At 38.3% G+C, this 15,439-nt stretch carries 11 protein-coding genes; 7 read left to right on the plus strand and 4 right to left on the minus strand.

Going from position 1 to position 15,439, the window contains the following annotated elements; all coding sequences use genetic code 11:
• Positions 1 to 2: 2 nt before the first annotated feature.
• Positions 3 to 2,246: an OmcA/MtrC family decaheme c-type cytochrome gene (locus tag RI845_RS02425; RefSeq protein WP_348388168.1), complete on the plus strand. Its 2,244-nt coding sequence runs from the start codon at positions 3 to 5 to the stop codon at positions 2,244 to 2,246.
• Positions 2,247 to 2,864: 618 nt separating this feature from the next.
• Here RI845_RS02425 and fusA read toward each other — a convergent pair.
• On the minus strand, positions 2,865 to 4,958 hold the full coding sequence (fusA, locus tag RI845_RS02430; RefSeq protein WP_348388169.1) for an elongation factor G: 2,094 nt from the start codon (positions 4,956 to 4,958) through the stop codon (positions 2,865 to 2,867).
• Between the two features lie 375 nt (positions 4,959 to 5,333).
• Between fusA and tuf the strand changes: the two genes are divergently transcribed.
• The 3 genes from tuf to RI845_RS02445 all read left to right on the plus strand — a co-directional run bounded on the left by tuf (position 5,334) and on the right by RI845_RS02445 (position 8,074).
• Positions 5,334 to 6,518 carry an elongation factor Tu gene (gene tuf / locus RI845_RS02435; RefSeq protein ID WP_348388146.1) on the plus strand — a complete coding sequence of 395 codons (1,185 nt, stop codon included), beginning with the start codon at positions 5,334 to 5,336 and terminating at the stop codon, positions 6,516 to 6,518.
• Between the two features lie 235 nt (positions 6,519 to 6,753).
• The gene (locus RI845_RS02440) at positions 6,754 to 7,569 is read left to right on the plus strand and encodes a mechanosensitive ion channel family protein (protein ID WP_348388170.1); all 816 of its coding nucleotides are present in this window, start codon (positions 6,754 to 6,756) and stop codon (positions 7,567 to 7,569) included.
• Between the two features lie 73 nt (positions 7,570 to 7,642).
• On the plus strand, positions 7,643 to 8,074 hold the full coding sequence (locus tag RI845_RS02445) for a hypothetical protein (protein ID WP_348388171.1): 432 nt from the start codon (positions 7,643 to 7,645) through the stop codon (positions 8,072 to 8,074).
• Between the two features lie 7 nt (positions 8,075 to 8,081).
• Here the strand turns inward: RI845_RS02445 and RI845_RS02450 are convergent, their stop codons facing one another.
• Both RI845_RS02450 and RI845_RS02455 read right to left on the minus strand, forming a co-directional pair.
• Positions 8,082 to 8,612 (minus strand): SixA phosphatase family protein, encoded by a 531-nt coding sequence (locus RI845_RS02450; protein WP_348388172.1) that lies wholly within the window; start codon positions 8,610 to 8,612, stop codon positions 8,082 to 8,084.
• Positions 8,605 to 9,723: an acyl-CoA desaturase gene (locus tag RI845_RS02455; RefSeq protein ID WP_348388173.1), complete on the minus strand. Its 1,119-nt coding sequence runs from the start codon at positions 9,721 to 9,723 to the stop codon at positions 8,605 to 8,607. Before RI845_RS02455 ends, RI845_RS02450 begins: the two co-directional genes overlap by 8 nt.
• A gap of 141 nt (positions 9,724 to 9,864) precedes the next feature.
• On the opposite strand from RI845_RS02455, the gene fabR reads away from it, so the two are divergent.
• Positions 9,865 to 10,488, plus strand: coding sequence for an HTH-type transcriptional repressor FabR (fabR, locus tag RI845_RS02460; RefSeq protein ID WP_348388174.1), 624 nt, complete (start codon positions 9,865 to 9,867; stop codon positions 10,486 to 10,488).
• 24 nt (positions 10,489 to 10,512) lie between these two features.
• Here the strand turns inward: fabR and trmA are convergent, their stop codons facing one another.
• Positions 10,513 to 11,607, minus strand: a complete 1,095-nt coding sequence (trmA, locus tag RI845_RS02465; RefSeq protein WP_348388175.1) for a tRNA (uridine(54)-C5)-methyltransferase TrmA — start codon at positions 11,605 to 11,607, stop codon at positions 10,513 to 10,515.
• Positions 11,608 to 11,814: 207 nt separating this feature from the next.
• On the opposite strand from trmA, the gene RI845_RS02470 reads away from it, so the two are divergent.
• Both RI845_RS02470 and RI845_RS02475 read left to right on the plus strand, forming a co-directional pair.
• A complete protein-coding gene (locus tag RI845_RS02470; protein ID WP_348388176.1) occupies positions 11,815 to 13,167 on the plus strand; it encodes a YjiH family protein in 1,353 nt (450 codons plus the stop codon).
• 101 nt (positions 13,168 to 13,268) lie between these two features.
• Positions 13,269 to 15,314: an NADPH-dependent 2,4-dienoyl-CoA reductase gene (locus tag RI845_RS02475; protein WP_348388177.1), complete on the plus strand. Its 2,046-nt coding sequence runs from the start codon at positions 13,269 to 13,271 to the stop codon at positions 15,312 to 15,314.
• The last annotated feature ends 125 nt before the right edge of the window (positions 15,315 to 15,439 follow it).

Here is a 15,439-nt window from a genome sequence, read left to right on the forward strand (position 1 = left end):
CTATGCAAATTGGCAGATTTAAAAAATTATCGCTTCAGAATGTTCTAGTTTTATTGTTAGCATTTTTGACCATTTCTTGTGGAGGGGATGGTAGTGACAATTCTGGAGTTGAAAGTAATAGCCAAAATGTAACGGAAAAATCAGAAACAGAAGAAATCACTCCTGGTAACTTTATTACTTCTGCAACGATTGAGTCAGGAAAATTAACCGTACAATTTCAGCTTTTTGAAGTTGACAGTCAACCCGTCACCACAGTAACTGCTGAGGACGTACAGTTTACCGTGGCAAAATTAATGATAGGCCCAGAAGGAAATCTTACCGGAAATTGGCAATCCTATCTTAACAAAATTGAATACCCTGGCGTAGGAACTGGTACTGAAGCAAAATTACAGGCAACAACTGAAAAAGCAACGACAGGTAGTTTTGTAAACTTTAATAATGGCGTGTACCAATACACGTTTAGTCAACCACTTGAAACCAGCAACCAAACGTTACTACAACAAGCTGAATTAGAAGGGCTAAATTTAAATTATCAAGATAACTTTACTCATCGAGTTGGAGTTCAAATTGCCAATTTAAATGAGCCAGTTAATGTTACCTTTGATTGGAACCCTAGCTCTGGAAAAACACAATACGATGGACTCTTTAGTCAGCATATAGTTGCCACGGAAAACTGTAATGCTTGTCATGGTGAATTAGCCATGCACGGCGGTGGTAGGGTTGAAGTTGATTATTGCGTAACGTGTCATAATCCTGGTTCAACAGATGCCAATAGTGGTAACACAGTTAATTTTAAGAACATGATCCACAAAATTCATCGTGGTAAAGATTTACCGTCTGTGCAAGCCGGTGGTAGTTATCAAATTTATGGCTATCAAGACTCTTTGCATGACTATAGTGCAGTCACTTTTCCAAACGACATACTTGAATGTGGTCAATGCCATGCTGGCGGTGCTACTGCGATTTCGGGCGTTACAGTAACCCAAAGCGGAGACAACTGGCGAGAAGTCGTTACTATGCAAGCCTGTGGATCATGTCATGATGATCTCATTTTTTCTGAACACATGGGAGGCCAAACAGATAACACTAACTGTCGTAGCTGCCACCAAAACTCTGCTATTGCTGGTTCTATTGAAGATAAACATAAAAACCTGATCAACGAAGCAAAATCCCTATTCGCTGCAAATATTTTAAATATTAGTCAAACAGCGCCTGGGGAATTTCCTTTAATTCAATTTAGTATCAGTAACCCAGAAGATAACGACGCATTATATGATATTTTAACTGACGAAGAGTTTACCAACGATTTAAGTTCATTAGCTGTTGATATAGCGTGGTCGACAGCAGATTATACGAATATTGGTAATCAAGGTGACAATGCCAGCGCGGTACAAGTAAATGCATTAACAGAAGCGACGGCTGTAGGTGATGGCAGCTTTACTGTGCAATCTAGTGTGGCAGTGCCAGACGGTAGCCAAGCGCCTTTAATTTCGGCTACAGGCAGCGGTGCGGTAAATATTGAAGGTCATCCTGCGGTTAACTTTGGTGATGTTAACAATCCAGATTATCAAAGTGTTCCATTAACGAATGTTGTAGATTATTTTACTATAACAGACACATCTCCTACTGCTCGTCGAATAGTTGTAGACCTAAATAACTGTTTTGGCTGTCACAGTGAATTATCAATGCATGGTGGAAATCGCAACGATAATATTGAAGCATGTGTTATGTGTCATAACCCACGAAATACTGATAAACGAGTGAGAGCAATCGCAGCTACACCACCTACTGATGGCAAAACAGAAGAGTCTATAGATTTTAAAACCATGATCCATGGTATTCATGGCACCAATATTCGTGAAAACCCATTACAAATTGTTGGTTACCAGGGTTTTTCTACTCATGTTTATGATAATACCTTTCCTGGAGAGGTAGGAAACTGTCTTATTTGTCATAGCGACGGCACATTTGAATTACCACTTGCAGATAATGTTTTAGCGACATCTGTTAATACCGGCGTTGAAGTTTCAGACCCAAATGATGATATCGTTATATCCCCTACAGCAGCTGTATGTAGTTCGTGCCACGACAGTGAGCTGGCGCAAGGTCATATGGAGTCTAATGGAGGCAGTTTCTCTACTACACAAAGTGATATTGATAATGGAATAATTATAGAGCAATGTCAGTTTTGTCACGGTCCAGGAGCGCCACAGGATATTGCAGAATTGCATCCGATTAGCCAATAATTACTACCCTTTATCAAGATAGTAAATATCTATGCACAATACGCTGAAGGAGATCCCGTCCAAAAACATGACGGGAAAATTCCATGTATTTTACAAACCTAAAACCTTCCATGGTGGTTTGTATTCCATCATCCATGAAATAAAAAAAAGGCCGCTAATGCGACCTTTTATAAGAATTAAATAATTATATAACTAATTATTTTTTCTTAGCAGCTTCACGCTCTTTAACTTCAGCCATAACAGTTTCTGCTACGTTGTTAGGACATGGGTTCTGATGTTTGACGAGAGAATTCCATGTATTTTACAAACCTAAAACCTTCCATGGTGGTTTGTATTCCATCATCCATGAAATAAAAAAAAGGCCGCTAATGCGACCTTTTATAAGAATTAAATAATTATATAACTAATTATTTTTTCTTAGCAGCTTCACGCTCTTTAACTTCAGCGATAACAGTTTCTGCTACGTTGTTTGGACATGGGTTCCTAGGTTTGACGAGAGAATTCCATGTACTTTACAAACCTAAAACCCTCCATGGTGGTTTGCATTCCATCATGCATGAAGTAAAAAAAAGGCCACTAATGCGACCTTTTATAAGAATTAAATAATTATATAACTAATTATTTTTTCTTAGCAGCTTCACGCTCTTTAACTTCAGCGATAACAGTTTCTGCTACGTTGTTTGGACATGGGTTGTAGTGTGAGAATTCCATTGAGAATTGACCACGACCTGATGTCATTGTACGTAGAGTTCCGATGTAACCGAACATTTCAGAAAGAGGTACGTCTGCTTTAATACGAACACCTGAAGTGCCAGCTTCTTGGTCTTTGATCATGCCACGACGACGGTTTAAATCACCAATAACATCACCCACGTGATCTTCTGGAGTAAATACGTCAACCTTCATGATAGGTTCGATTAATTGAGCACCAGCTTTTGGAATTGACTGACGGAATGCGCCTTTAGCAGCGATTTCGAAAGCAACAGCAGATGAATCAACTGCGTGGAAACCACCGTCGAATAATTCAACTTCAACATCTAGTACAGGGAAACCAGCTAAAACACCAGTATCCATCATAGATTTGAAACCTTTCTCTACAGCTGGGAAGAATTCCTTAGGAACGTTACCACCAACAACTGTTGAAGTGAAAGTAAAGCCAGAATTTGGCTCGCCTGGCTTGATACGGTAATCGATTTTACCGAACTGACCAGAACCACCAGATTGTTTCTTATGCGTGTAAGAATCTTCAATTTCTTGAGTGATAGTCTCACGGTATGCAACTTGTGGCTTACCAACGTTTAATTCAACGCCGTAAGTACGCTTAAGGATATCTACTTTGATATCTAAGTGAAGCTCACCCATACCACGTAGAATTGTTTCGCCTGAATCTTCATCAGTTTCAACTTTAAACGTTGGATCTTCAGCAACCATCTTACCGATAGCAACACCCATCTTCTCTGAACCACCTTTATCTTTAGGTGCAACAGCGATTGAGATTACTGGTTCAGGGAATACCATAGCTTCTAGAGTACAAGGTTCTTTAACTGAACATAAAGTATGACCAGTTTGAACGTTCTTCATACCAACGATAGCTAAGATATCACCAGCTTGTGCTGAGCTAAGTTCTGTACGATCTTCAGCTTGCATTTCAACCATACGGCCGATACGTTCAGTTTTACCAGTGAATGAGTTAAGAACTGTATCACCTTTATTTAATGTACCTGAATATACACGTACGAAAGTAAGAGCACCGAAACGGTCATCCATGATTTTGAATGCTAAAGCACGGAAAGGCTCGTCTGCATCAACTAAAGCGAATTCACCTGTTGGCTCACCTTCTTCATCAGTTAGCGGTTGAGGTGGTACTTCAGTTGGAGATGGTAAGTAGTCAACAACAGCATCAAGTAGTAATTGCATACCCTTGTTTTTGAAAGCTGAACCACAGTACGTAGGGAAGAACATAAGCTCGTTAGTACCTTTACGGATACATGCTTTGATTTGCTCTTCAGTAGGCGTTAATTCACCTTCTAAGTAATCCATTAGTAAATCTTCGTCTGCTTCTAAAGCAGTTTCGATCATTTCTTCACGGTAAGCAGCAGCATCATCAACCATATCAGCTGGAACGTCTTTTACTTCGTAGTTTTCAGGCTGGCCTGAATCATCCCAGTAGTAAGCCTTTTGAGATAGTACGTCTACTACACCTACGAAATCATCTTCTTCACCAATTGGTAAAGTCATAACTAGAGGACGTGCGCCAAGTACGTTTTGCACTTGATCTTTAACACGGTAGAAATCAGCACCTAAACGGTCTAATTTGTTTACGAAAATCAAACGAGCAACTTTAGACTCGTTCGCGTAACGCCAGTTAGTTTCTGATTGCGGCTCAACACCACCAGAACCACAGAATACACCGATACCGCCATCTAGTACTTTCAATGAACGATAAACTTCAACTGTGAAGTCAACGTGACCAGGGGTGTCGATAACGTTAAAGCGATGCTTTTTCCATTCACATGTTACAGCAGCAGATTGGATAGTAATACCGCGCTCAGCTTCTTGTTCCATGAAGTCAGTTGTTGACTCACCGTCATGTACTTCACCAATTTTATGGATCATACCTGTTAGTTTTAATATACGTTCAGTTGTTGTTGTTTTACCAGCATCAACGTGAGCGAAAATACCAATATTTCTGTATTTTGATAAATCTGCCATTGTATTACTCTATTTCTATTAAAAGTTACGTTAAAAAATTTTGCGCGGATTATACATCAACTAAGAAAAACTAACATCAAAATTTGATAAAAATTAACCAACTTAGTTGTTTATTTTAAAAAAAATTTGCCTTTAGGTGGCTAAATTCGGTGTTTTTACAATTATTTTGCTTATTTTTGCTCTAGAAAAGCATAAAGTTTAGACAATATCGAGAGAGTTTGCTAAATTGTGCCCCTGAAAAGACTCTCTGTATAATTGTTGGTCAATTTTGAATTGTTCGACTAGAATTTGTTGGGAATCGAATACATATATAGTAGTAAACAAAAAAGATTGGGTTGCCGCCCAGTTGTATATAACTTTTAAGGTATTAGAAAAATGGCTAAAGAAAAATTTGAACGTTCGAAACCACATGTAAACGTAGGTACAATCGGACACGTTGACCACGGTAAAACAACATTAACTGCTGCAATCTCAGCTGTACTTACTAAAGTACACGGTGGTGAAGTTAAAGATTTCGCACAAATCGATAACGCTCCAGAAGAGCGCGAGCGTGGTATTACAATCAATACTTCTCACATTGAGTACGATACAGATACACGTCACTACGCACACGTAGATTGTCCAGGTCACGCCGATTACGTTAAAAACATGATCACAGGTGCTGCACAAATGGATGGCGCTATCTTAGTAGTTGCTGCTACAGATGGTCCTATGCCACAAACACGTGAGCACATCTTACTATCTCGCCAAGTTGGTGTTCCATTCATTATTGTTTTCATGAACAAATGTGACATGGTTGATGACGAAGAGTTATTAGAATTAGTAGAAATGGAAGTTCGTGAACTTCTTTCAGAATACGATTTCCCAGGTGATGACTTACCAGTAATCCAAGGTTCTGCATTAGGCGCACTTCAAGGTGAAGCTAAATGGGAAGAGAAAGTAGTTGAACTTGCTGACGCACTTGATTCTTACATTCCAGAGCCAGAGCGTGCAATCGATGGTGACTTCATTCTTCCAATCGAAGATGTTTTCTCAATCCAAGGTCGTGGTACGGTTGTAACAGGTCGTGTTGAACGTGGTATCGTACGTGTAGGTGACGAAGTTGCTATCGTAGGTATCAAAGACACAACAGTAACTACATGTACTGGTGTTGAAATGTTCCGTAAGCTTCTTGACGAAGGTCGTGCTGGCGAAAACTGTGGTGTTTTATTACGTGGTACTAAGCGTGAAGAAGTACAACGTGGCCAAGTATTATGTAAGCCTGGTTCAGTTAACCCACACACTAAATTCGAATCAGAAGTATACGTGTTAAGTAAAGATGAAGGTGGTCGTCATACTCCATTCTTCAAAGGTTACCGTCCACAGTTCTACTTCCGTACAACAGATATCACAGGTGCTGTAGAGCTTCCTGCAGGTGTTGAAATGGTAATGCCTGGCGACAACCTTAAGTTTGTTGTTGAGCTAATCAACCCAATCGCGATGGAAGAAGGTTTACGCTTCGCTATCCGTGAAGGTGGCCGTACAGTTGGTGCTGGTGTTGTATCTAAAATCATCGACTAATATCGATAATTTATAGAACACTAAAGAAAGGTCGCTAACGCGGCCTTTTTTATTGGGTAAAAATTAGAAACGAGAAACGAGAAACGAGAAACGAGAAACGAATGCCTTTTTCCTGAATTTATTTCAGGATCTGTTTAACTAGTCCCGCCAACTCATAATCTATTGTTTATTAATAGTACTTTCCAAATAACCTCTATACTTATTCACATGATAATTGTTTGTATAGGATTAATTTATGGACCATGAAAAACTAATTACTCAGCTAACTACTCTTATTATGGACTTTGGCCCCAAAATTGTAGCTGCAATTTTTGTTTGGATCATTGGTGCATGGGTAATAAAAGCGTTAATTATTGGTTTGAGCAAAGTCCTCGATAAAGGCAATGTAGATGAATCATTAAAACCATTCGTTAAAGGTTTATGTTCTACTCTGCTGAAAGTACTACTGGCTATCACTGTGCTCGGTATGATTGGTATCGAAATGACCTCATTTATTGCCATCTTAGGTGCCGCGGGTTTGGCTATTGGCATGGCACTGTCAGGGACTTTACAAAATTTTGCCGGCGGCGTGATGATCTTGATTTTCAAACCGTTTAAAATCGGAGATGTAATAGATGCTCAGGGCTATGTTGGTAAAGTTTCAGAAATCCAGATATTTAATACGATATTAAAAACGCCAGATAACAAGACTATCATTATACCTAACGGTGGTTTGGCTACTGGTTCAATGACAAACTATTCCACTGAAAGTCAACGGCGAGTAGATTGGACTATCGGTATGGGGTATGGTGATGATGTTGATAAGGCAAAAGCAATTATTCAAAAATTGTGTGATGATGATCCGCGTATCCTCAAAGATCCTGAAGTCTTTATTGCGGTATCTGCTTTAGCTGATAGTTCAGTAAACTTCGCCGTTAGAGCTTGGGTTAAGGCTGAAGATTACTGGGATGTATTTTTTGCAATGAACGAAAATACTTATAAAACATTCAATAAAGAGGGGATCAATATTCCGTACCCACAAATGGATGTACACGTACATAAATCAGATTAGCTATTTTTGATAATGTTTTTTAGAGGCCGTAACTGATAACCTCGTTTAAATTGATAACGTTTAAGGTATAAATATGAAAAATCTTTTAACTACATTGATGATAGTTTCTACAACACTGATCACCAGCGCTTGTGCTAACGAGTCTTTGAGCGAAACTTCTACCACAGCATCAAATACTGAAAAGGCATTGCCAATGAAACATCATACTCCGCCACCTACAAGTGAATTGAGCAAAGCCCCAATACAAGGGCAGTGGTATGTAGGAACATTAAAATTTTACAATCTTGAAGGGGGGTTCTTTGGCTTTACTGGTGATAATGGCGAACGCTTTTTACCATTAAACCTAGATAAAAAATATCAGCAAAATGGGGCCAAAATAAAGATTTTTGGTAAAGTTGATAACGATATAATGACCATTCAACAATGGGGAAAACCATTTAGAGTTGAGCAAGTTGAAATTATTAAAGCCGGTAAACAATCAACTGTAAATCCCAATGATATCTAACATAGCCCTAGTCACTACAAACAAAGCTTTGTTGTAAGATATTTAATTGCACAGCATCTTTAAAGATAACAACCTGATAAATTCTGTTGTAAATAGACTCATCAAAACTACCTAATGGCTGGTTTGCTAATAAACCAGCTAACACTGCAGTAGTATTACTATGGCCAACAACCATTGCATTCTCATGATTGTGTTTTAACTTTGTGGCCAGTAATTGTAATTCTTTGGGGTTGTAATTCGTTATATCTAAGCTCTTATTAATAGCAACGGGCTGTGCTGTTTGCATAGTTCGTTTAAAGTTAGTGCTATAGAGCTTATCTAAATTAACAAGTTTTAATTGATTTGCTACAGCGGCAGCTCTTTCATGACCGCACGTTGTTAATTCAGGATCTTTAATATTTAATTGTTTTTCTGCATGTCTGACTAAATAAATCGTAAAGCTTTTCTCTGTTATTGCTGTTTCTGCATTAGATGCAGAAGCAGAGTGCAAACTTAAAGAAAATACAATTAACCCTAAGCTAAATATTTTATTAAGCATATTGTGCCCTCAATAAATCCCAGTTTTTATAACGTAGGTTTAGATTTTCTTTTAATTCTTTGTAATGTTGCACTAAGCTTGAGCGTTCAACATCTTCAGATAGTTGATTACCTTTTTGCGCGATCAGTTTTTTCTTTGTTTCATAATACAAAGTCATATGATCTATAAGTAAGTCATATTCATGCTGCAGTTTGCTAATTAACTCTTCAGCATGAATAGAATGCTGTAATTTAGTTTGGCTATTAACTAATTGCATATGAGCTTTAGCCTTAGCTATTTTATCTTCAGGGGTTTTTCGTAAACTATGCGCTAAATTTAAATAGCTGCACACTTTGATAATCCATTTGGTTGGGTCAAAATGAAACCAACGTATGCCATTGCGATAGTCATTTTCAAAGATGTGATGAAAATTATGGTAACCCTCGCCAAATGTGAAAAACGCTAATATTCCATTATCACGGGCAGTGTTTTTCTTCGTATAGGTTTGCTTTCCCCAAATATGGGCAAGTGAGTTAATGAAGAAAGTCGTATGATGGCTTAGTACTAATCGCATTACACCAATAAGTAATATGCTCGACCAAACATCGCCATGTAATAAGCCCAGACCAATAGGAATACCAAAGTTAGTAATAATAGTAAGTAATAGATAGTTTTTGTGCTGCCACATTACTATTTTTTCTTTCTGTAAATCCCTAACATTATCGTAGTTACTATACGTTTCTCGATGGTAATCTCTTAACATCCAACCAATATGTGAAAACCAAAAACCTTTTTTGGCAGAGTAAGGGTCAACGTCATTATTGTCGACATGCTTATGATGCACTCGATGATCAGAACTCCAATGCAAAATACTATTTTGTAGGGCAAATGCGCCGCCAATTGCATAAATGAATCTTACTGATGCGTGCGCCTTGTATGTACGGTGTGACCATAAACGATGGTAACCAGCGGTAATAGAAATACCACAAAAGCAAAAACAAATGATTGCGGTTATTATTTCAAAGCTGTCAAATCCGTGGGTAATGGCTCTATAAGGAACGGCAACTGCTGCGACAAGGAAAGTGGCTAAGAAAACTAGGATATTTATCCATAGTAAACGAGGCTTGGTCATTAAAATCTCTTCTATATAATCATTTGAGCGTACAAGTGTACACTATTTTAACTTTTGTGTTGAATGAGTCAAGCACCAGTTTTCAAAGTTGTGTTATCATTTACCTTAATAAAACTTAATCTCATTAGAAATCAGCAAACTATGTCTGGAATTAGAGCTCAACAAAAAGAGAAAACTCGAAGGTTATTAATCGATGCTGCGTTAAATCAATTAAGTGCTGAACGCAGTTTTTCAAATTTAAGCTTACGGGAAGTCGCTAAGGAGGCGGGTCTTGCCGCAACATCTTTTTATCGTCATTTTAATGATATGGATGAGCTAGGTTTAACTCTCGTTGATGAATCAGGTTTAACCTTGAGACAATTAATGCGTCAAGCGCGGCAGCGTATTGAAAAAGGCGGTTCAGTTATACAAATTTCAGTTAAGACTTTTATGGAGTTTATTGAATCAAATGGCAATGAATTTAGATTATTACTGCGCGAACGTTCTGGTACATCACCTGAGTTTAGGGCTGCAGTTAGTCGTGAGATCCGATATTTTACTATGGAACTTTGTGACTATTTACAAAAAGCGAATAAATTAGATGCCGAAACTAGTTACTTACAAGCAAATGCTGCGGTAACTATTGTATTCAGTACCGGAGCAGAAGCACTTGATGCCAGCGCCGAAGAAAAAGCAGTACTGGCTGATCGTATGATAAAGCAACTTAGAATTATCGCTCGTGGTGCTTTAGATTTAAGTTCAAGAGCAACAAGCCCAAAAGGTTAGGGCTTGTTTGAACATAGAAAGGAACTATTTACGGGTTAAAATTACACCGCATTCAATATGATCGGTATAAGGAAATTGGTCAAACAGGGCAAAATTATCCACTTTGTGAGTTTTACAAAGGATTTCTAAATTGTCATGTAACGTATGCGGGTTACAAGAAATATAGATAATCTTTTTAAATCGAGATACCAGCTCACACGATGCATCATCCATTCCTGCTCTAGGTGGATCGACTAAAACGGTATCGTAATTATACTTACTCAAGTCAAAGCCCTGTAGGCGACGAAATTCACGTTCACCATTCATCGCTTGGCTAAACTCTTCACTCGACATTCTAATAATATCTAAATTTTCAATATTATTGGCTTTGATATTAACTTGAGCAGAATGCACTGAGCTTTTAGATATTTCGGTGGCCAACACTTTGTCAAAATTTGGCGCTAAGGCAATACTAAAATTACCGTTACCACAGTAAAGCTCAACTAAGTCACCCTTGGCATTTGTCGTTGCATCGCTAGCCCAAGCAAGCATTTTTTCATTCACACCACCGTTAGGCTGGGTAAAACTGTTTTCCACTTGTTGGTATTTTAATTGCTTACCTTTAACGTTCAGTACTTCAGTAACATACTCTTTATCTAATACAATTTTTAGTTTACGAGCGCGACCAATAATATCAACAGGGGCTATTGTTGATAGAGCTGTTTTTAATTGCTGTGCTTGCTCATGCCATTCATCGTCCAGTTGCTTATGATAGAGCAAACTAACTAACAACTCGCCACTAAGCGTTGAGAGAAAATCAACTTGGAATAACTTACGACGTAATATTTCATTATCTCGAATGTTGTCCAATAGCGCTTTCATTGCATCGTTAATAAGTTGACTGGCTACAGGGAAGTGATCAACCCGATACTTTTCACGAGTTTCTTTATTAAACATGATGTAATACAGATCATCACCTTCATGCCACACCCTAAATTCAGCGCGTAATCGGTAGTTCAAAGGTTCAGAAGTAAACACTTCTGCCTTTGGTACTCCAAACGGAGCAAACAGAGCCGACATAGCAGTTTCTTTCTCATCAAGTTGAGCTTGATAATTGTCTGGGTGTATGTGACTGAACATGTTTATAGGTACCTTTCCAATCGTATTTAAATATTAGAGCGCAGAGTTTAGCGTTAGTTATTCTTTTGTCTAGTAAATCATAGTTAAATTTTCTTATATAAGGTGTATTAGCATCGAAAAACGTGCAGATTTATTAATTTGTGCCATAGTTTTGAATGCATCTTGCATAAGTAAATGTGATTTCTTGATAAGAAAGAAAAGAAAAATATGAAAGAAATAATAACCACGCGCAATAAATTAATGTTTATTTTGCCTTCATTGCTTGGCCTTGGGTTGTTCCTCTTCCCGCTTGAATATGATGGGAAAACCAGTATTCCTGTTGCCGTTCTGGCAAAGATATTAGAAAACGCAATGTCTGATTTTGCCAGCGAAGCTGTGTGTTTGTTAATTCTTATCAGTGCAATTTTGAGCCTCATTGTCAGTATTTTTCGTCCTAAAAGTATTCATCCCGACTCATTAGTTGGTAGCCTGTTTATTGTTACCCCCATTTGGTTGGTTATTCGCTCACTCGGCGCAGCCTTTGCAATTATTGTGTATACCAAAGTAGGCCCTGAAATAGTTTGGAATGGAAATACTGGTGGTCTATTGCTTAATGACTTAATGCCGATTTTATTCGCCATGTTTATTTTTGCTGGTTTGTTATTACCATTATTACTTAACTTTGGTTTACTTGAGTTTATTGGCACTTTATTTAGCAAGGTAATGCGCCCTCTGTTTAACCTACCTGGGCGATCTGCCATTGACTGTACCACTTCATGGCTAGGTGATGGTACCGTTGGAGTGCTACTTACCAATAAACAATATGAACAAAAAATTTATACACAAAAAGAGGCCGCTGTCGTTGGCACCACATTTTCAGCTGTTTCAATTACCTTTAGTTTAATTGTCATTGCTGAAGTTGGTTTGGCACACATGTTCATTCCCTTTTATTTTGCAGTGTGTTTAGCAGGCTTTGTTGCCGCATTAATTGTTCCACGCCTACCGCCATTAGTATTTAAAAAGGATCTTTACATAGATGGCACCTTGCCAGATCCCGATGCCCATAAAATCCCTGAAGGTGATAATGTTTTCAGTCATGGCTTTAAATCAGCATTAATGCGGGCAGCGCAGATTAAAAGTTTTTCAAGTGTAATTGCCGATGGTATTCAGAATGCGTTAGAAATGCTTTTTATCGTGATACCTGTGGTTATGGGAATAGGTACCATTGCGCTTATCTGTGCAGAATATACGCCAATATTTGATTATTTAGGCATGCCATTTGTTCCTTACTTAGAACTTTTGCAAGTACCTGAAGCTGCAACGGCTGCTAAATCAGTTGTTATTGGTTTTGCAGATATGTTTTTACCAGCCATTTTAATTGCCGGCGTAGAGTCGGAATTTACCCGGTTTGTTGTTGCTGCTTTATCAATAACACAATTAGTTTATCTTTCTGAGGTTGGCGCGATGCTATTAGGTACCAAGATCCCAGTTAACATATTAGATTTATTTGTTATTTTTATTTTGCGTACTGTTGTGACACTTCCGGTAATCGTAGCGGTTGCACATTTTGTTTACCCTTAACGGCAATATTATATTCAATTATTTTCAAACAAGTGTTTACATTGGCTAAATAATTTGTGTTAATAGGGGAATTATTACACTGGTAAGACCTCAGGTTCGGTATGACAACAAATACAAAAAACGATAACAATCCATATCCACATTTACTATCTCCTTTAGATTTAGGTTTCACCCAATTAAGCAACAGAGTACTAATGGGCTCAATGCATACTGGCCTTGAAGAGGAAAAAAATGGATTTTCTAAACTTGCGGCTTTTTATGAAGCAAGAGCAAAAGGTGGCGTTGGCCTAATAGTGACTGGAGGCATCAGCCCTAACTTTCGCGGTCGTGTTTCACCGTTCGGCGGTGAGTTGAGTAAATGGTGGCATGTTAAAAAGCATAAAGCAGTAACAGCAGCAGTACATAAGTACCCGACAAAAATTTGCTTACAGTTATTGCATACCGGTCGTTATGGTTTTCACCCGTTTTCAGTATCAGCCAGTAATATAAAAGCGCCAATTAATCCATTTAAGCCTAAGCAATTATCTGAACGCCAAATTTGGAAAACCATTAAAGATTTTGCCAAATCATCAAAACTAGCCCAAGACGCTGGCTATGATGGTGTTGAAATTATGGGCTCGGAAGGTTATTTAATTAATCAATTCAGCTGTAAGCGCACCAATCATCGAACAGATGCTTGGGGGGGAAGCATTGAAAACCGTATGCGTTTAGGTGTTGAAGCTGTAAAAGCAACGCGTGAACGAGTCGGAGAAAAGTTTATTATTATTTTCCGTTTATCTATGCTCGATCTTGTTGAAGGTGGCAATACATGGGAAGAAGTTATTACCATGGCTAAAGCTATTGAAGCAGCAGGAGCCACTATTATCAATACAGGTATTGGTTGGCATGAGGCCAGAGTACCTACAATTGCTACCAGCGTTCCAAGGGCTGCATTTGCTTGGGTTACCGAGCGAATGATGGGCGAGGTCAACATTCCATTGGTTTCAACTAACCGTATTAATACACCTGAAGTTGCAGAAGATATATTAGCTTCTGGGCAATCAGATATGGTTTCAATGGCAAGACCATTTTTAGCCGATGCTGACTTCGTTAATAAAGCTGCAGAAAATAAAGCCGATGAAATAAATACTTGTATTGGTTGTAACCAAGCGTGCTTAGATCATGTATTTAAACAACAACGAGCATCTTGTTTAGTTAATCCGCAAGCGTGTTATGAAACAGAATTAACGTTTGATAAAACTAAACAATCAAAATCTATCGCTGTAATTGGCGCGGGTCCTGCAGGATTAGCATTTAGTTGTTATGCCGCTGAACGAGGTCATAAGGTTGAGCTGTTTGATGCCGCAAGTGAGATTGGCGGACAATTTAATTTTGCTAAACAAATTCCAGGTAAAGAAGAGTTTTACGAAACGTTACGTTATTTTACTAAACAACTTGAACTATTGAAGGTGAAGGTCACTCTTAATAGCCATCAAACAGCTGAAACGTTAGTTGAAAAAGGTTTCGATGATGTTGTTGTCGCCACAGGTATTTCACCGCGTACACCACCTATCGAAGGTATTGATAACCCTATGGTGCTCAGTTACCTTGACGTATTACGCGATCGCAAGCCAGTAGGTAAGCGAGTTGCAATAATCGGTGCTGGCGGTATTGGCTTTGACGTTGCTGAGTTTTTAGCTGAAGAAGATTCACTAACTAATAAGCCACAAGAGTGGTTAAAAGAATGGGGTATAGATAAATCATACCAACAGGGTGGGGCGTTAATAGCCGAACATACTCATACTAAATCTGAGCGTGAAATACATTTAATGCAGCGTAAAACAACCAAAGTTGGCGCGGGCTTAGGAAAAACCACGGGTTGGATCCATAGAAGTACACTGAAAAATCAGGGGGTTAATATGATCCCTGGCGTTGAATACTCTAAAATTGAAGGTAATAAATTGTTTTTTATTGTTAATGGCAAAGAGCAAAATATTGAACTTGATAACATTATTGTCTGTGCTGGCCAAACACCGAACAGGACGCTTTTTGAACAATTAGTTGATCGAAATCAAAGCGTTCATTTAATTGGTGGGGCAGATGTTGCTGCCGAACTTGATGCAAAACGAGCAATTCGTCAAGGCGCAGAATTGGCTGCTCGCATCTAACTTTTCTTTCTTTTTTGCAAGGAGTTTCCCTAACTCCTTGCAAACAAAGAAAAATAATCTCTATTTCCATGTAAAAAATTATAATTTTATTTGTTAATAAAATTTTAATTCCCCATTTTTGAACT

Origin of the sequence: Thalassotalea nanhaiensis (assembly GCF_031583575.1) — a bacterium.
Lineage (GTDB): Bacteria > Pseudomonadota > Gammaproteobacteria > Enterobacterales > Alteromonadaceae > Thalassotalea_A > Thalassotalea_A nanhaiensis.